Origin of the sequence: Sporosarcina thermotolerans, assembly GCF_030067815.1 — a bacterium.
In the GTDB taxonomy this organism is placed as follows: Bacteria; Bacillota; Bacilli; order Bacillales_A; family Planococcaceae; genus Sporosarcina; species Sporosarcina thermotolerans.
In genome coordinates, this window is sequence record NZ_CP125968.1 from 447501 (window position 1) to 465378 (window position 17878).

At 46.5% G+C, this 17878-nt stretch carries 8 protein-coding genes, 1 tRNA gene, 4 rRNA genes, 1 other RNA gene and 4 pseudogenes (1 of these 18 running past the window's edge); 2 read left to right on the forward strand and 16 right to left on the reverse strand.

The genetic code is table 11. The features are described 5' to 3' along the window. From QNH10_RS02570 to ffs, 10 genes and pseudogenes are all read right to left on the reverse strand, one after another. Positions 1 to 661 (reverse strand): 16S ribosomal RNA (locus QNH10_RS02570) (it extends 891 nt beyond the left edge of the window). A 1087-nt stretch (positions 662 to 1748) separates the two neighbouring features. Next, positions 1749 to 1864: ribosomal RNA gene (gene rrf, locus QNH10_RS02575) — 5S ribosomal RNA — on the reverse strand. An 81-nt stretch (positions 1865 to 1945) separates the two neighbouring features. Next, positions 1946 to 4873, reverse strand: a 23S ribosomal RNA gene (locus tag QNH10_RS02580). A 268-nt stretch (positions 4874 to 5141) separates the two neighbouring features. Then, positions 5142 to 6693: ribosomal RNA gene (locus QNH10_RS02585) — 16S ribosomal RNA — on the reverse strand. Together the 16S, 23S and 5S rRNA genes form the textbook arrangement of a ribosomal RNA operon. Before the next feature lie 429 nt (positions 6694 to 7122). Then, the gene (locus tag QNH10_RS02590) at positions 7123 to 7386 is read right to left on the reverse strand and encodes a pro-sigmaK processing inhibitor BofA family protein (RefSeq protein ID WP_283733402.1); all 264 of its coding nucleotides are present in this window, start codon (positions 7384 to 7386) and stop codon (positions 7123 to 7125) included. A 65-nt stretch (positions 7387 to 7451) separates the two neighbouring features. Further along, on the reverse strand, positions 7452 to 7667 hold the full coding sequence (locus QNH10_RS02595; RefSeq protein WP_283733403.1) for a YaaL family protein: 216 nt from the start codon (positions 7665 to 7667) through the stop codon (positions 7452 to 7454). 13 nt (positions 7668 to 7680) lie between these two features. After that, positions 7681 to 8276, reverse strand: a pseudogene (recR, locus tag QNH10_RS02600) (recombination mediator RecR). Positions 8277 to 8287: 11 nt separating this feature from the next. Then, positions 8288 to 8608 (reverse strand): YbaB/EbfC family nucleoid-associated protein, encoded by a 321-nt coding sequence (locus tag QNH10_RS02605; RefSeq protein ID WP_283733404.1) that lies wholly within the window; start codon positions 8606 to 8608, stop codon positions 8288 to 8290. Positions 8609 to 8630: 22 nt separating this feature from the next. After that, positions 8631 to 10393: pseudogene (dnaX, locus tag QNH10_RS02610) on the reverse strand (DNA polymerase III subunit gamma/tau). Positions 10394 to 10522: 129 nt separating this feature from the next. Beyond that, positions 10523 to 10791: signal recognition particle sRNA large type (ffs, locus tag QNH10_RS02615), an RNA gene on the reverse strand. A gap of 289 nt (positions 10792 to 11080) precedes the next feature. On the opposite strand from ffs, the gene QNH10_RS02620 reads away from it, so the two are divergent. Beyond that, a tRNA-Ser gene (locus QNH10_RS02620) sits at positions 11081 to 11171 on the forward strand. A 94-nt stretch (positions 11172 to 11265) separates the two neighbouring features. Here the strand turns inward: QNH10_RS02620 and thrB are convergent. The 3 genes and pseudogenes from thrB to QNH10_RS02635 all read right to left on the reverse strand — a co-directional run bounded on the left by thrB (position 11266) and on the right by QNH10_RS02635 (position 14523). Then, positions 11266 to 12078, reverse strand: coding sequence for a homoserine kinase (thrB, locus tag QNH10_RS02625; protein ID WP_283733405.1), 813 nt, complete (start codon positions 12076 to 12078; stop codon positions 11266 to 11268). A 91-nt stretch (positions 12079 to 12169) separates the two neighbouring features. Then, positions 12170 to 13230 (reverse strand): annotated as a pseudogene (gene thrC, locus QNH10_RS02630) (threonine synthase). Next, positions 13227 to 14523: pseudogene (locus tag QNH10_RS02635) on the reverse strand (homoserine dehydrogenase). Before QNH10_RS02635 ends, thrC begins: the two co-directional pseudogenes overlap by 4 nt. Positions 14524 to 14680: 157 nt before the next feature. On the opposite strand from QNH10_RS02635, the gene QNH10_RS02640 reads away from it, so the two are divergent. Continuing rightward, a complete protein-coding gene (locus tag QNH10_RS02640) occupies positions 14681 to 16045 on the forward strand; it encodes an aspartate kinase (RefSeq protein WP_283733406.1) in 1365 nt (454 codons plus the stop codon). A gap of 135 nt (positions 16046 to 16180) precedes the next feature. On the opposite strand, the gene QNH10_RS02645 is transcribed toward QNH10_RS02640, so the two are convergent. The 3 genes from QNH10_RS02645 to QNH10_RS02655 form a co-directional block, all read right to left on the reverse strand. Continuing rightward, on the reverse strand, positions 16181 to 16477 hold the full coding sequence (locus tag QNH10_RS02645) for a hypothetical protein (protein ID WP_283733407.1): 297 nt from the start codon (positions 16475 to 16477) through the stop codon (positions 16181 to 16183). Positions 16478 to 16569: 92 nt separating this feature from the next. Continuing rightward, on the reverse strand, positions 16570 to 17238 hold the full coding sequence (locus tag QNH10_RS02650) for a deoxynucleoside kinase (protein WP_283733408.1): 669 nt from the start codon (positions 17236 to 17238) through the stop codon (positions 16570 to 16572). After that, on the reverse strand, positions 17235 to 17870 hold the full coding sequence (locus QNH10_RS02655; protein WP_283733409.1) for a deoxynucleoside kinase: 636 nt from the start codon (positions 17868 to 17870) through the stop codon (positions 17235 to 17237). The genes QNH10_RS02650 and QNH10_RS02655 overlap by 4 nt, the downstream gene beginning before the upstream one ends. Between the last annotated feature and the right edge of the window lie 8 nt (positions 17871 to 17878).

A 17878-nucleotide genomic window follows, 5' to 3' on the forward strand; every position in this document is an offset into this window, starting at 1 on the left:
TCAAGTCCTCCAGTTTCCAATGACCCTCCACGGTTGAGCCGTGGGCTTTCACATCAGACTTAAAGGACCGTCTGCGCGCGCTTTACGCCCAATAATTCCGGACAACGCTTGCCACCTACGTATTACCGCGGCTGCTGGCACGTAGTTAGCCGTGGCTTTCTAACGAGGTACCGTCAAGGTACGGGCAGTTACTCCCGTACTTGTTCTTCCCTCGCAACAGAGCTTTACGATCCGAAAACCTTCTTCGCTCACGCGGCGTTGCTCCATCAGACTTTCGTCCATTGTGGAAGATTCCCTACTGCTGCCTCCCGTAGGAGTCTGGGCCGTGTCTCAGTCCCAGTGTGGCCGATCACCCTCTCAGGTCGGCTACGCATCGTCGCCTTGGTAGGCCATTACCCCACCAACAAGCTAATGCGCCGCGGGCCCATCCTGCAGTGACAGCCGAAACCGTCTTTCAGAGTTCTTCCATGCGGAAGAACCGATTATTCGGTATTAGCCCCGGTTTCCCGGAGTTATCCCCATCTGCAGGGCAGGTTGCCCACGTGTTACTCACCCGTCCGCCGCTAATATCAGGGAGCAAGCTCCCTTCAATCCGCTCGACTTGCATGTATTAGGCACGCCGCCAGCGTTCGTCCTGAGCCAGGATCAAACTCTCCATAAAAGAGAAATTCGAATAGCTCGAGTTTCTTGCTGGCATCATTTAAGATGTCAATTTTGAATCCGAAGATTCATTTTGTTCTTTTCACCGACAGTGTCGGTTCCAGAACTTTATTTGTTGACGTTTTGCTGTTCAGTTTTCAAGGTTCATTTGTTCGCTGCTCCGTTAGAAGCAACTCTTATATAATACCATGCTGTGTTTTCGATGTCAACAACTTTTCTTAAAAAGTTTTATGTTGTTTTGCAGTGGTTATTCACTTATCGGAAACGCAACGTTATCTAATATAACACCTTACTGTTTTGATTGCAACACTTATTTACAAAAAAACATCACCTATACTTCAGAGGTGGTGTTTGACAAGCCTACTTCTTTAGTTGACTTTTCATATTGATAACTACTAAATGAGTTTTGGACTTGAACACTTTCCCATTTAGGAGACATTAGATTGGTTTTGTCATCTTCATAGGTAGATGGTATTCAGCAAGGGGAAGGTTATCTTCCAGACAAACCCCAACCTACGACTTCAATGTTAGGTCTTTGGTGATCAATTCAATTATAATGGAAGTCTAATTTTGACCAATCAATTTGCGTTTGCTGCCGGCTATATACGTATAAATTCTTGTAAGCACGCATAAATAATACTTCTTCCATCTGGATATGATGAGCCTTTTTGCGGAAAAAGTGTATCTATACTATTATTAATCAACATAATTCAGAATTACTTATGGATTTTATATACGGGGGCTTGGAGATTGTTGGGAGCGGGGTTGGGGTTTTTGAGCGCGGCGCCTGGTTTGTTGAGCGCGAAATGTGATTCTTGAGCGCGGCGCCTGGTTTGTTGAGCGCGAAATATGATTCTTGGGCGCAGCGCCTGGTTTGTTGAGCGCGAAATATGATTCTTGGGCGCGGCGGCTGGTTTGTTGGGCGCGGGGAAAGGTTCCTAAAGCATGGAATCGTCCTTTTAATAGACCTTTAATTGCCAAAGGCATTAAGCGCGAGTTAGTTTAGAAGATGATCTTAATGTTCTACCGCGTTCAACTAATATTATTTTCATGCACAAAAAAACCATCCCCTACAGGGGATGGCATTTGCCCGGCGACGTCCTACTCTCACAGGGGGAAGCCCCCTACTACCATCGGCGCTGAAGAGCTTAACTTCCGTGTTCGGGATGGGAACGGGTGTGACCTCTTCGCCTTCGTCACCAGACAATTGAACGATACTTGTTCGTTCAAAACCGGATAAAAGAGACATTGTTGCTACTTCAAGTTCAACCATACTTTATAACTTAAGGTTAAGTCCTCGATCGATTAGTATCCGTCAGCTGCACGTGTCGCCACGCTTCCACCCGGACCTATCCACCTCATCATCTTTGAGGATCTTACTTACAAATGTAATGGGAAATCTCATCTTGAGGGGGGCTTCATGCTTAGATGCTTTCAGCATTTATCCCGTCCACACATAGCTACCCAGCGATGCCTTTGGCAAGACAACTGGTACACCAGCGGTGTGTCCATCCCGGTCCTCTCGTACTAAGGACAGCTCCTCTCAAATTTCCTGCGCCCGCGACGGATAGGGACCGAACTGTCTCACGACGTTCTGAACCCAGCTCGCGTACCGCTTTAATGGGCGAACAGCCCAACCCTTGGGACCGACTACAGCCCCAGGATGCGATGAGCCGACATCGAGGTGCCAAACCTCCCCGTCGATGTGGACTCTTGGGGGAGATAAGCCTGTTATCCCCGGGGTAGCTTTTATCCGTTGAGCGATGGCCCTTCCATGCGGAACCACCGGATCACTAAGCCCGTCTTTCGACCCTGCTCGACTTGTAGGTCTCGCAGTCAAGCTCCCTTATGCCTTTGCACTCTACGAATGATGTCCAACCATTCTGAGGGAACCTTTGGGCGCCTCCGTTACACTTTAGGAGGCGACCGCCCCAGTCAAACTGCCCACCTGACACTGTCTCCTGCCGGATCACGGGCAAGGGTTAGAAGTCCAATACAGCCAGGGTAGTATCCCACCATTGCCTCCTCCGAAGCTGGCGCTCCGGATTCCAAGGCTCCTACCTATCCTGTACAGGCTGCACCGGAATTCAATATCAGGCTACAGTAAAGCTCCACGGGGTCTTTCCGTCCTGTCGCGGGTAATGCGCATCTTCACGCATATTATAATTTCACCGAGTCTCTCGTTGAGACAGTGCCCAGATCGTTACGCCTTTCGTGCGGGTCGGAACTTACCCGACAAGGAATTTCGCTACCTTAGGACCGTTATAGTTACGGCCGCCGTTTACTGGGGCTTCAATTCAAAGCTTCGCTTGCGCTGACCTCTCCTCTTAACCTTCCAGCACCGGGCAGGCGTCAGCCCCTATACGTCACCTTACGGTTTTGCAGAGACCTGTGTTTTTGCTAAACAGTCGCCTGGGCCTATTCACTGCGGCTCTCTCGGGCTTTAACACCCTACCAGAGCACCCCTTCTCCCGAAGTTACGGGGTCATTTTGCCGAGTTCCTTAACGAGAGTTCTCTCGATCACCTTAGGATTCTCTCCTCGCCTACCTGTGTCGGTTTGCGGTACGGGCACCTCCCGCCTCGCTAGAGGCTTTTCTTGGCAGTGTGAAATCAGGGACTCCGGGGATAATTCCCCTCGCTATCACAGCTCAATGTTATAGGAACGGGATTTGCCTCGTTCCACACCTCACTGCTTAGACGCGCATGACCAACAGCGCGCTCACCCTATCCTTCTGCGTCCCCCATTGCTGATAACGGCGGGGAGGTGGTACAGGAATATCAACCTGTTATCCATCGTCTACGCCTTTCGGCCTCGACTTAGGTCCCGACTAACCCTGAGCGGACGAGCCTTCCTCAGGAAACCTTAGGCATTCGGTGGAAGGGATTCTCACCCTTCTTTCGCTACTCATACCGGCATTCTCACTTCCAAGCGCTCCACCAGTCCTTACGGTCTAGCTTCAACGCCCTTGGAACGCTCTCCTACCACTGACATCAAAGATGTCAATCCGCAGTTTCGGTGATCCGTTTAGCCCCGGTACATTTTCGGCGCAGCGCCACTCGACCAGTGAGCTATTACGCACTCTTTAAATGGTGGCTGCTTCTAAGCCAACATCCTGGTTGTCTGGGCAGCGCCACATCCTTTTCCACTTAACGGATACTTGGGGACCTTAACTGGCGGTCTGGGCTGTTTCCCTCTCGACTACGGATCTTATCACCCGCAGTCTGACTCCCAAACATAAATCATCGGCATTCGGAGTTTGTCTGAATTCGGTAACCCGGGATGGGCCCCTAGTCCAAACAGTGCTCTACCTCCGAGATTCTTTCGTTTGAGGCTAGCCCTAAAGCTATTTCGGAGAGAACCAGCTATCTCCAGGTTCGATTGGAATTTCACCGCTACCCACACCTCATCCCCGCACTTTTCAACGTACGTGGGTTCGCCTCCAGTAAGTGTTACCTTACCTTCACCCTGGACATGGGTAGATCACCTGGTTTCGGGTCTACGACCCCATACTCATTCGCCCTATTCAGACTCGCTTTCGCTGCGGCTCCGCATTCTCTGCTTAACCTTGCATGGAATCGTAACTCGCCGGTTCATTCTACAAAAGGCACGCCATCACCCATTAACGGGCTCTGACAACTTGTAGGCACACGGTTTCAGGATCTATTTCACTCCCCTTCCGGGGTGCTTTTCACCTTTCCCTCACGGTACTGGTTCACTATCGGTCACTAGAGAGTATTTAGCCTTGGGAGATGGTCCTCCCGGATTCCGACGGAATTTCACGTGTTCCGCCGTACTCAGGATCCACTCTGGAGAGGATGGACTTTCGACTACGGGGCTTTTACCCGCTATGGCAGACCTTTCCAGGTCGCTTCGTCTAATCCATCCCTTTGTAACTCCGTATAGAGTGTCCTACAACCCCAGGAAGCAAGCTTCCTGGTTTGGGCTCTTCCCGTTTCGCTCGCCGCTACTAAGGGAATCGATTTTTCTTTCTCTTCCTCCGGGTACTTAGATGTTTCAGTTCTCCGGGTGTGCCTCGTTTACGCTATGTATTCACGTAAACGTACTGCCCCATTAAAGGCAGTGGGTTTCCCCATTCGGAAATCTTCGGATCACAGCTTACTTACAGCTCCCCGAAGCATATCGGTGTTAGTGCCGTCCTTCTTAGGCTTCTAGTGCCAAGGCATCCGCCGTGCGCCCTTTCTAACTTAACCTTTATATGGTTTTCAACACATAAACTGCGTCTAAACCACTGGTTGATTACCATTGTATAGCGATATACGTTGATAATCGTTAAAAAAGTATAAATCAATCACAAAAGTGATCGACTCGGTTGATTACTTGATGTTTTGTTGCTTCAATGTCGTTTTATCCAGTTTTCAAAGAACAAGTTTTGAAAGTCATCATAGAAGATGAACCCTCAAAACTGAACGCAAACGTCAACGTATGAACCTAAGGTTCATATTCCGTAATTATCCTTAGAAAGGAGGTGATCCAGCCGCACCTTCCGATACGGCTACCTTGTTACGACTTCACCCCAATCATCTGTCCCACCTTCGGCGGCTGGCTCCCGTAAGGGTTACCCCACCGACTTCGGGTGTTACAAACTCTCGTGGTGTGACGGGCGGTGTGTACAAGACCCGGGAACGTATTCACCGTGGCATGCTGATCCACGATTACTAGCGATTCCGGCTTCATGCAGGCGAGTTGCAGCCTGCAATCCGAACTGGGAACGATTTTATGGGATTGGCTCCCCCTCGCGGGTTCGCAGCCCTTTGTATCGTCCATTGTAGCACGTGTGTAGCCCAGGTCATAAGGGGCATGATGATTTGACGTCATCCCCACCTTCCTCCGGTTTGTCACCGGCAGTCACCTTAGAGTGCCCAACTGAATGCTGGCAACTAAGATCAAGGGTTGCGCTCGTTGCGGGACTTAACCCAACATCTCACGACACGAGCTGACGACAACCATGCACCACCTGTCACCGCTGTCCCCGAAGGGAAAGACATGTCTCCATGCCGGTCAGCGGGATGTCAAGACCTGGTAAGGTTCTTCGCGTTGCTTCGAATTAAACCACATGCTCCACCGCTTGTGCGGGTCCCCGTCAATTCCTTTGAGTTTCAGCCTTGCGGCCGTACTCCCCAGGCGGAGTGCTTAATGCGTTAGCTGCAGCACTAAGGGGCGGAAACCCCCTAACACTTAGCACTCATCGTTTACGGCGTGGACTACCAGGGTATCTAATCCTGTTTGCTCCCCACGCTTTCGCGCCTCAACGTCAGTTACAGACCAGAAAGTCGCCTTCGCCACTGGTGTTCCTCCACATCTCTACGCATTTCACCGCTACACGTGGAATTCCACTTTCCTCTTCTGTACTCAAGTCCTCCAGTTTCCAATGACCCTCCACGGTTGAGCCGTGGGCTTTCACATCAGACTTAAAGGACCGTCTGCGCGCGCTTTACGCCCAATAATTCCGGACAACGCTTGCCACCTACGTATTACCGCGGCTGCTGGCACGTAGTTAGCCGTGGCTTTCTAACGAGGTACCGTCAAGGTACGGGCAGTTACTCCCGTACTTGTTCTTCCCTCGCAACAGAGCTTTACGATCCGAAAACCTTCTTCGCTCACGCGGCGTTGCTCCATCAGACTTTCGTCCATTGTGGAAGATTCCCTACTGCTGCCTCCCGTAGGAGTCTGGGCCGTGTCTCAGTCCCAGTGTGGCCGATCACCCTCTCAGGTCGGCTACGCATCGTCGCCTTGGTAGGCCATTACCCCACCAACAAGCTAATGCGCCGCGGGCCCATCCTGCAGTGACAGCCGAAACCGTCTTTCAGAGTTCTTCCATGCGGAAGAACCGATTATTCGGTATTAGCCCCGGTTTCCCGGAGTTATCCCCATCTGCAGGGCAGGTTGCCCACGTGTTACTCACCCGTCCGCCGCTAATATCAGGGAGCAAGCTCCCATCAATCCGCTCGACTTGCATGTATTAGGCACGCCGCCAGCGTTCGTCCTGAGCCAGGATCAAACTCTCCATAAAAGAGAAATTCGAATAGCTCGAGTTTCTTGCTGGCATCATTTAAGATGTCAATTTCGAATCCGAAGATTCGTTTTGTTCTTTTCGCCGACAGGGTCGGCTCCAGAACTTTATTTGTTGACGTTTTGCTGTTCAGTTTTCAAGGTTCATTTGTTTGCTGCTCCGTTAGAAGCAACTCTTATATAATACCATGCTGCGTTTCCAATGTCAACAACTTCTTTCAAAAAGTTTTAAGCCGTTTCGAAGTGGTTATTGAGTTACCGGAAGTGCAACGTTATCTACTATAACATCTCATCTTTTCGATTGCAAGTGTTATTCCACAAAAGTTTTCGTCATATAACTTTATTGCTTAATATACTTTGTCCAATTTAATTTAAAGGGCAGTACTTAAATCTTCAAGTCATGCTCCTTCTATATATAGAAGAAGCTTATTCATAGAAAAACAGCAAATGTAAATAGAGCTGCAAATCCGGGGATGCCAAGTATAGCTAAAAGGAATCCGGAAGCAATGTTCACTGGAAAATAGATGCCAACGAATCCACCCGCAATATTTAATATGAAGAGAGCTAGAAATGCGAACGCCAGACGGAACCAAAATACAGACAGGTTCTCGATCATTTTTTTAATGTTGCTTTTATCCATCAGTAAAAGTAGAAGTAGTACAACCCCGACAATTGCAATGCCGATAATTTTCATGGAAAGCGCCCCTTTCGATTAATAGTACAATCTATGCGCTTCCCTTAAAAATTATCACGCTACTATTATGGTTCCATACGAAGTTGCCGCTCCTTAGCTTCTTTGAAAAGATGAAAGTACTTACTTTCTGCTATTTTCCTTTGAATCATAACTTCCAAATCACAGTCAATTAAGTACTTTTCAATTTCCTTAGCTTGCTCCCAATCATCTTTTGTTTCTAATAGTAGATTAAGAAGTCGATTGTCGAATTCCCTTTTCAATTTCCTCTTACGGCCAAACATTTTCGGTGACCCCCTATAATTCCCTGCGTCCTTCAAGTGCTTTTGATAAGGTCACTTCATCCGCATACTCAAGATCTCCGCCAACTGGCAACCCGTGTGCAATTCTAGTTGTGGTAATGCCTGATGGTTTCACAAGTCGGGAGATATACATCGCGGTTGCTTCTCCTTCGATTGTCGGATTCGTTGCTAATATCAATTCTTCTACTTCTTCATCCTGGAGACGAGTCAATAGGGAAGGAACGTTAATATCCTCGGACCGACACCATCCATCGGTGAAATAGCTCCGTGAAGAACATGATACATCCCCTTGTAATCTCTCATCTTCTCCATTGCGATTACGTCTTTCGGATCTTGAACAACACAAATCATTGATCGGTCACGGGATTGATCCTGGCATATCTGACAAGGATCTATATCTGTAATATGCCCGCAAACAGTGCAAAATCGTAGGTTCCGTTTTGCATCCACCAACGCTTTAGCGAATTCAAGAACTGTGTCTTCCTTCATATTCAATACAAAAAATGCCAGACGGCCCGCTGTTTTCGGGCCGATACCTGGCAACTTCATAAAACTATCCATTAGTTTCGATATCGGTTCAGGATAATGCATATTTATTCCTCCTAGAACATTCCAGGTAGGTTCAATCCTTTCGTGAATTGCCCCATTGTGGAGTTCGTTAATTCTTCGGCTTTTGCCATTGCATCATTTGTAGCAATCACGACAAGGTCTTGTAGCATTTCTACATCTTCCGGATCTACGACGGATGGATCGATAACCACTTCAAGTACTTCCTTTTGACCTGAAACGATTACCTTTACCATACCTCCGCCCGCTGTTCCTTCAAGGCGCTTTTCACCAAGTTCCTCTTGTGCTTCTGCCATTTTCTTTTGCATTTTCTGCATTTGTTTCATCATGCCTTGCATATTTCCCATACCACGCATACCAGTTCCTCCTCAACTTTGTTTAATCGTCATGTACCGTTATGAATTCCTTGCCAAACATTTTTTCCGCTTCTGCAACAATCGGATCGGCATTTTGCTCTTCAGCTTCTTGTAGGAAGGATGGCATTTCTTCTGCCGTTCCATGTGGATCTAAATCCTCCGCTCCGTCTTGTTGCTTCGCCAATCCATTGTTCCGGATGAATTCCTCGCGAACCTTTAACCAACCGTCCTCCGGTACATACACGACATCATATGCCTTACCGGTTCGACTGCGCAAGGCATCAGATAAGCCCGACCGAAGAGAGGAATTTTCCGAAGCCATAAGGCAATGGATTTCATATTTGAATTTTAACACAAAAGCCGTGTCTGATGCCGCCACTGGTTCAGTTTCTTCAAGAAGTGCCGAATGGGATCTTTGTAAAGTTTGCATCATGCTTGCCCATTCCTCACGAATCACTTGGATATCTTGACGGGTGGCACCTTTTAAGACTTCATTGATTTTCCCAGTCGGTATTCTGAATGACTGCGATGATTTTGATGCAACCTTCTTTGGTTGAGTGGCGGATGCCCCTTCAACCGGGCGGACGCCGTTTGCCAATTGCTGTTGAAGGTCAGCAATTATTCTTTCCAGGCTGTCCACCTTTTGAGAAAGATGTGGATCGGTCCCCTGGTGACCCTGTGCTTCGGTTTGAGCAACTGGTCCTTTTAAATGAATCATTTTCAACAATGCGGATTCGACATACACCTTTGCATGATTAGAAAACCGCATTTCTTGCTGCGTTTTCGAAAGAATGTCTATGAATGAATAAAGGGTCTCCGGCTCAAATGCGTTTGACAAGGATACAAACCTTTCATTCCCCGAAATCAGTTCAAGAAGATCCTCAAGATCCGGAGCAGTTCTTAATAGAAGAAGATCTCTGAAGAACGTAATCAAATCTTCCGCCAACCTTGAAACATCCTTACCTTCAGCAATGAGCTGATCAAGTAATGTCAATGCAGCTGCAGCATCTTTTGAAAGAAGCGCCTCTGCCAATTGATAAAAGATGTCTTCTCCAATCGACCCGTGACAAGTAAAGCACCTTCAGCTGTCAGTCGATCACCACTGAACGATACAACCTGATCAAGCATGCTAAGTGCATCACGCATTCCACCCGAAGCAGCTAGAGCAATGACTTTAAGAGCACCTTCGTCAGCCTCAATCTTAGTATCACTTAACACTTGCTTCATCCGATCAATAATTTCTGCCGCTGTAATCGGCTTGAAATCGAATCGTTGGCAACGGGAAATGATGGTCAACGGAAGCTTATGCGGCTCTGTAGTTGCCAGGATGAAAACCGCATGCGGTGGTGGCTCTTCCAATGTCTTCAACAGCGCGTTGAACGCTGAATTTGATAGCATATGAACTTCATCAATGATATAGACTTTGAAGCGTGCGTTCGATGGAGCAAAACGGACCTTTTCGATAACGTCCCTTATTTCTTCTACTCGTGAATTTGAAGCGGCGTCAAATTCAATGACATCCGTGTTGGACCCTTCCGTAATGCTTACACAAGTCGGACATTCATTGCATGGTTCCTTCGCCGGTCCGTTTTCACAATTCAATGCTTTTGCAAAAACTTTCGCAGCGCTTGTCTTTCCCGTCCCTCGCGGACCAGAGAACAAATAGGCATGGGTTGTCTTATTATGTAGCAATGCGTTTTGCAACGTCTGCTTCACATGTCTTTGTCCAGACATTTCACTGAAAGACTGTGGTCGATAGACACGGTAAAAAGCTTGATAGACCACCATTCCCCCTCCTTCCCATTCATTGCAATATTGCTTTTAGTATACCATAAGTGGGTTGTATAAACCCTTTTCAAACTAAAGAAAAAACCCGCCCGAGAATCGGACGAGTTCTGATTTGCATAATAAATGCCGTGCACCTTCCTTCGACTGCCGCACATAAGCGTTACTCCTGTCGACAGCTCAGCCTAGGCTGCCCCGCGGCACATGAGAAATTCCACTTAATGCTGCTTCCTTCCGGACCTGACATGGTTCATGGGTTCCCATTGCGCAGGACCCAGACGTCAACACTACGTGCAAGAGGCAGGCCCTACATGCGGATACAGCCTCGGTAAAGGGATTCAGTCTTGCTAGAGCGGATTGCAAGTTACAGGGCACCGCTACCTCCCCACCTAGCACGGCTTTCTAAGTATAACGGTTTTTGTGGATAAAATCAACCCGTCCCTTATGAAACTTCTATCTCTCTGAAGGAAGAGTTCTCGTTTATGGCGATTTAGTTCTCGTACTCAGTGATTGAGCTCTCGTTTATAACCAAAAAGTTCTCATTTACCAACAAAATATTCCCATTCCCCGCGAAGAAATTCCCCTCCTTTAGATGACAGACTTCCGCGAATAAACTTAATTAATTTAGAGTACGGATAAGTGTTGACACCTCATACTGAATCATGATAAATTATGTTTTGTTGATACGGAGGAATACCCAAGCCCGGCTGAAGGGATCGGTCTTGAAAACCGACAGGGTGTAAAGCCCGCGGGGGTTCGAATCCCTCTTCCTCCGCCATACATTTTAAATAAGCGCATAAGTTGGAGATCTGTTACATTAAATTTAATGGATTTTTTTATTTTTAATGAAAAAGATGCCTACCGAATATCGGTTAATGGGCATCTTTTTTTATATTTGAACCTGTATGAGCTGGCGTAACTGCAATTCCTCTATAATACGGAAATTCCTTTTCCAACCGTCTTGCAACATTCTCCTCAGTCCCGTTCTCCACCGCGATGAACAAAGAAGGTCCAGCCCCGCTTATTGTCATCCCGTACGCTCCCAATCCATGACAGAACTCGCGAATTCGATCAAAGTCTTGAAGCAACGGCTTCCGATGCGGTTCATGGAAAACATCCTTTTCCATCATCTTAGCCGCCAATTTCCAATCACCAAGCGTTACCGCCGCCACCATGACATTACTTGCGGCGTTGCCAGCCGATGCTGTCTGATGAGATAAATCCTTTGGAAGAAGGCCTCTCGAGTCAGAAGTTTTCAATGCATTTGGAGGAACGAGGAGAACACATCCTATTTTCGGCTCAGGCAATTGCACGATTTCCATTTCACCGTCAATGAAATAAGTGATTGTTACCCCTCCAAGAAGAGCTGCCGCCACATTGTCAGAATGACCTTCAATCTCGCTACCAATACGCACCTTCTCTCTCGGCGACAAGGAGAGGGTAAGAAGCTCGTTTGCAATTTCAATCCCTGCTGCAATTGCGGTTGCACTACTGCCAAGCCCTTTCCCAAGCGGAATTTCGGATTTTACATAAAGAGCATATGGCTCTAGTTCCTTGCCATATCTATTGGCAACAGTTTTAGTCGTTTGAATGATCAAATTTGTCTCGTCAATCGGTAAATCGGCATACTCTTCCCCGTCAAAACGGACGCTCCACTGTGCAGACCTATGTACCTCCACGGTCATATAAAGGGCAAGGGCAAGACCGTGCTATCATAGCCCGGTCCGAGATTCGCCGTTGTAGCGGGCACGATGACCGAAAACATCGGTTCTTCCATCAGTTCGCTGCCCCCTCCTTCAGTTCGTTCAAAAACATCTCAAACTCCTCTTTCGATAGGAACGGTTTCCCTTCGTTTACATTTATGGCCGTTTCAGGATCCTTTAGCCCGTTGCCTGTAAGAACTCCGACAATCGTCGTCCCTTTTTCAATCAACCCAGCATCAAGTTGTTTCTTAATGCCTGCAATCGTTGCACAGGAGGCAGGTTCTGCGAAAACTCCATCGGTTGAAGCCAACAGGCTGTATGCTTCCAATATTTCCTCGTCCGTTGCAGAAAGAATGGTCCCACCTGATTCTTTAAGCGCATCTGTTGCCAAATGCCAGCTCGCTGGATTCCGATACGGATTGCCGTTGCAACCGTTTCGGGCTCTTCAAATATCCGGTCATAGACAATCGGTGCTGCACCATCTGCCTGCACGCCTAACAATTTCGGCGTACCTGACCCTTTTTTGGTGTCATATTCCTTGAACCCCTTCCATGCAGCGGAAATATTGCCCGCATTCCCGACTGGCAATGCAAAAATATCCGGTACTTCGCCTAATTGTTCGATTGTTTCAAAGGCAATTGTTTTCTGACCTTCCAATCGGTAAGGATTCACTGAATTCACAAGCGCAATCTTTCCTTCTCCTACTTCTCTTACCATTCGTAATGCTTCATCGAAATTCCCTTCAATTGCAACGATTTCTGCGCCATACATTTTTGCCTGTGCCAATTTACCAAGCGCAATCCGTCCTTCCGGGATGACGACGATTGTCCGCATCCCTGCGCGTGTTCCATATGCCGCGGCAGAAGCCGATGTATTGCCTGTTGATGCACAGATTAATGCGGTTTTTCCTTCCTCTTTCGCTTTAGCGACTGCCATCACCATGCCCCGATCCTTGAATGAGCCTGTTGGGTTTGTCCCTTCTGTTTTGACGTAAAGATTGATACCCCATAGTTCAGATATATTTTTCAAATGGATGAGCGGCGTGTTTCCTTCCTGCAAGGTGAGATCTGGCGTTTTATCCGTCACCGGCAGCCATTCTTTGTATTCTTCGATTAATCCATTCCATCTTCTCATTTGTTTCCGCCCTCCACTCTGTAGTAACTAATAACACCGTTAACTTCCGGGTGTTACGCATTTCATTCATAATGTCGAGATGTTGTTGCCGCGATATGTGATGGGTAATCATAATTAAATCGACACCACCGTGACGATCACCTTCCCGCTGGATAACTGTTGCAAGACTAGCTCCATGTTCGCTGTAGATTGAAGCCAATTTCGTCAATACGCCGACTTCGTCTTTAACAGAAATACGATGGAAGTAGCGCCCGAAAATTTGGGTGTCTTTTTTCACTGTGCAGAAATGCCGTGGTGCGTGAAGCCTTTTCCCGTTAACACCAAGCAATAGATTGCGGCATGCTGCGACAATGTCTCCAGTAACCGATGTGGCAGTTGGCAAAGAACCTGCCCCCGGTCCATAGAACATCGTCTCCCCTACTGTGTCGCCATATACATATACAGCATTGAACTCATTGTTGACGGAGGCAAGCGGATGAGAGTTCTGGATGAACACCGGTTCCACGGAGATTTCGATTCCATCGTCATCCTTTTTCGCAGAACCAGCCATTTTTACAGTGAAGCCGAATTGCTCCGCTAATTCCAAATCGCCTTCCCGAATGTCCTTCATTCCCCTTACAAAGACATCTTCCAACCGTACTACCGTTGAGAACGCAAGCGAAGCAAGGATTGCCATTTTCCGTGCTGCGTCGATACCGTCTACGTCTGCAGATGGGTCTGCTTCGGCAAATCCCAGTTCAGTTGCTTCTATCAATGCTTCTTCGTATGATTTCTTTTCATGCTTCATTTTTGTCAGGATGAAATTCGTCGTTCCATTTACGATACCTGTCAGAGCCCAAATTCGGTCTGACGCAAGACCGTCTTCCAATGTACGAATGAGCGGAATACCTCCCCCTACGCTTGCTTCATAGAATAGATCGCATTTATTTTCATCTGCCAAATTCAATAACTCATGACCAAATTGAGCCATGACATCTTTATTTGCCGTTACGACTCCTTTACCCGCTCGGAGCGCTCGTTCAATCGACTGCTTCGCTTCAGTCGTCCCACCAATCACTTCTACGATTAAATCAATAGTAGGATCTTCGATAACCTCGTCTGCGTTAATCGTAAAAATATCCTCAGATAACTCAGTATCCCTTTTCTTTGTAGCATCTTTTACAAGAATTTTTTTTATCTTAACTGGAACGCCAAGCTTATGGATAAGGTCTTCCTGGTGCTTATGCAGAATCGTAGCAACACCGCTTCCGACTACCCGAACCCCAATAAACCGATGTTGATTTCATTTTTCATGTTTACGATTCTCCTTACTGCGTGTTCTCCACGGAAATACATTTGTGTTTTATATAAAGACATTATAGAGAAATAAATCTTTAATAACAACCCTGTTTATGTTAAAGTTCAATATATCATGCAATTGCTACTTCATTAAAGATTGGATCTGGTGAATATGAAAGTTTGTAAATTTGGCGGCACTTCTGTTGCGACTGCCGATCAAATTAGAAAAGTCGTTGATATTGTAACCTCCGATATTGGTCGTAAAATTATAGTCGTCTCTGCACCTGGTAAACGTTTTTCAGATGATATAAAGGTGACGGATCTTCTTATTAAGCTTGGTGAGAAGGCTTTGGCGAATGAAGATACAGAAGTTGAATTAAACGAGGTCGTCAATCGTTTCCATGGGATTGCAAATGATCTTGGTCTATCAAATGATATAGTTGAAACAATAAAACATGATTTAAAAGACCGGCTTTCCCGGCATAAAGAAGATTCCCTACTTTTCATGGATACGATGAAAGCAGCCGGAGAAGATAATAACGCAAAGATGATTGCCGCCTATTTCCAATTCATCGGGGTCGATGCGAAGTATATCAACCCAAGGGAAGGGGGATTGCTCGTTAACAATCGCCCCGAGCGCGTGCGTGCATTACCCCAAGGGGATGAAAAGCTTGCAAAGTTACGGGATGAGCAAGGAATCATCGTCTTCCCAGGATTTTTCGGTTATACGGAAGACGGAACGCTTCGTACATTCAATCGAGGAGGCTCGGATATTACCGGCTCCATCATTGCGGCAGCTATTAAAGCAGATCTATATGAAAACTTCACCGATGTGGATTCTGTCTTCGCTGCCAATCCGACTGTCATCGATAACCCTGTCTCCATCGAAACGATGACGTACCGCGAAATGCGGGAGTTAGCATATGCAGGTTTCTCCGTGTTTCATGATGAAGCGCTCATTCCGGCTTTCCGGAAGTCGATTCCTGTCCGTATTAAAAATACGAATAACCCGTACGCACCTGGTACTTTAATCGTCAAGGAGCGGGATTATAACGAGCAACAAGTAATTGGGATTGCCGCCGACAGCGGATTTACCGCAATTTACGTCGATAAATATTTAATGAACCTTGAAATCGGTTTTGGTCGCAGACTCCTGCAAATCCTTGAGGAAGAGGAGATTTCGTATGAGCATACACCGTCCGGAATTGATAACCTTTCAATCATCCTCCGTAGTCGGGTATTGACGAAGGAGAAGGAAGAACGAATCATTGAGCGGATCCATAAGGAACTTGAACCGGACGCTGTCATTGTGGAACATGATTACTCCATGATTGTCCTTGTTGGAGAAGGCATGCAGTATACTACTGGTCTGGCCGGGCGGGCTGCAAGCGCAATTGCCAGAACCGGGGCTAATATTGAAATGATTAACCAAGGATCTTCCGAGGTCAGCCTTGTTTTCGGTGTAAAAGTTCAGGATGAAACGAAAACTTTGAAAGAGTTGTATAAAGAATTCTTCGTAAAATCATATGCACACTAAAAAACAAGGGACATGTATCAGTGTCCCTTGTTTTTATTTTGGTACAAACCTGTATGGAAATTGCTTGAATATACCTTCCGAAATCATATCTGCCATCATCAATGCCTCTGCTTCGATCCGATCGAATACTTGCACCTATAGCTCGAAGTTACGTTGAATCATGCATACCGCCTCTAACTTTGTCAATTCCAAATGGGTATAGAGCATTTTGCGCATCGCTTCCTTGTCAATGTAGGGATTAATACTGTTCAGAAATTCTGCGATTTTATCCGCGTTTCGGTACCATTCCTGCTCTTTTTGCTTCGCCTTTTCGGCCTCTCCATTCGCTGCAGCCGTCACAAGATCTGCCGCGAGTGTAAGATGTTCTGAAATGAGGTCGCGAGATGCGTCAGCGATTTTATCCCCGCAATACGGTCTTATGGCGTTCCCCATATCCGTCGCATTGCGCAATAAACGTTGAAGTACATATTTTAATCCATATTAGTGAATGTAAAAGAGCAGCCTTTTATTTGGCTGCTCTTCCCTTATTTTTTCAACATAGCCGATAAGTTAAGCATATTACCAATCCGTTCGACAATCGTCTCCACTTCATGCGGATCCTTCATTAAATCATACTCAGTTATGTCAATCCGCAAAACAGGACACGCGTTAAATGAATCAATCCATTGTACATAACGGTGGTGAAGTTCTTCCCAATAGGATAGTGGTGTCTGTTGTTCCATTAGGCGGCCCCGCTCTTGGATTCGTGATAGTATCGTCTCAAAAGGTCCATCCAAATAGACTAACAGATTGGGGTGAGGGAAATATGGAGTCATGACCATCGCGTCGAATAATTTTGTATACGTGTCATAATCGACCGAATCCATCGTCCCTTTATCTTTATGCATCTTAGCAAAAATACCTGTATCTTCATAAATGGAACGGTCTTGGATAAAGCCCCCTCCATATTCAAAAATTCTCTTCTGTTCCTTGAATCGTTCAGCAAGGAAATAGATTTGCAGATGGAAGCTCCATTTCTCGAAATCATCATAGAAACGGTCAAGATATGGATTTTTATCAACATTCTCAAGTGAAGTTCGGAAATCCAATGCATTGGCTAATGCATTCGTCATTGTCGATTTACCTGCTCCCACTGTGCCTGCAATCGTAATGACCGCGTTTTTCGGAATCCCGTATTTTTCTCGTAAATTCATTGTCTTACTCCTTTTCGTATCGTCTCATCGACTTTGTTAAGAATCAGGCTTAAATCCCCGGCTTCATTCACAAAGTCTATTTCATCCCCATTGAAACGCAGCACTGGAATTTCCGGATGTGCCGCTTCGAAGTCCGCGATGAACACTTCATAGTCATCCGCAAGTCGCTGCAAATAAAGTGGGTCAATCTTCTTCTCAAAGTCCCGTCCACGTAATGCAATTCGCTTCATAAGCGTATCAAGTGATGCATGCAAATAAATGATTACATTTGGTACTGGCATGTCCCTCGTTAAAATATGATAGATCTCCTCATACTTTGCATATTCATCCGCGGGTAGCGTGCGCTTTGCAAATATGAGGTTCTTGAATATATGATAATCAGCAACTACAGGCTGCCGTTCGCTTATGAACTGCTTTTGAATATCGCTTAATTGCTTGTATCGATTACAGAGGAAGAACATTTCCGTTTGAAAACTCCATTCCTCAATATCATCATAAAATTTATTTAAAAATGGATTCTCATCCACAATTTCGCTTAACTGATGGAACTGTTGTGCTTCGGCAATTGCTTTCGACAGCGTTGTTTTGCCGATGCCTATCGGTCCCTCTACCGTAATGAACGGAACAGACATAGCAAGCT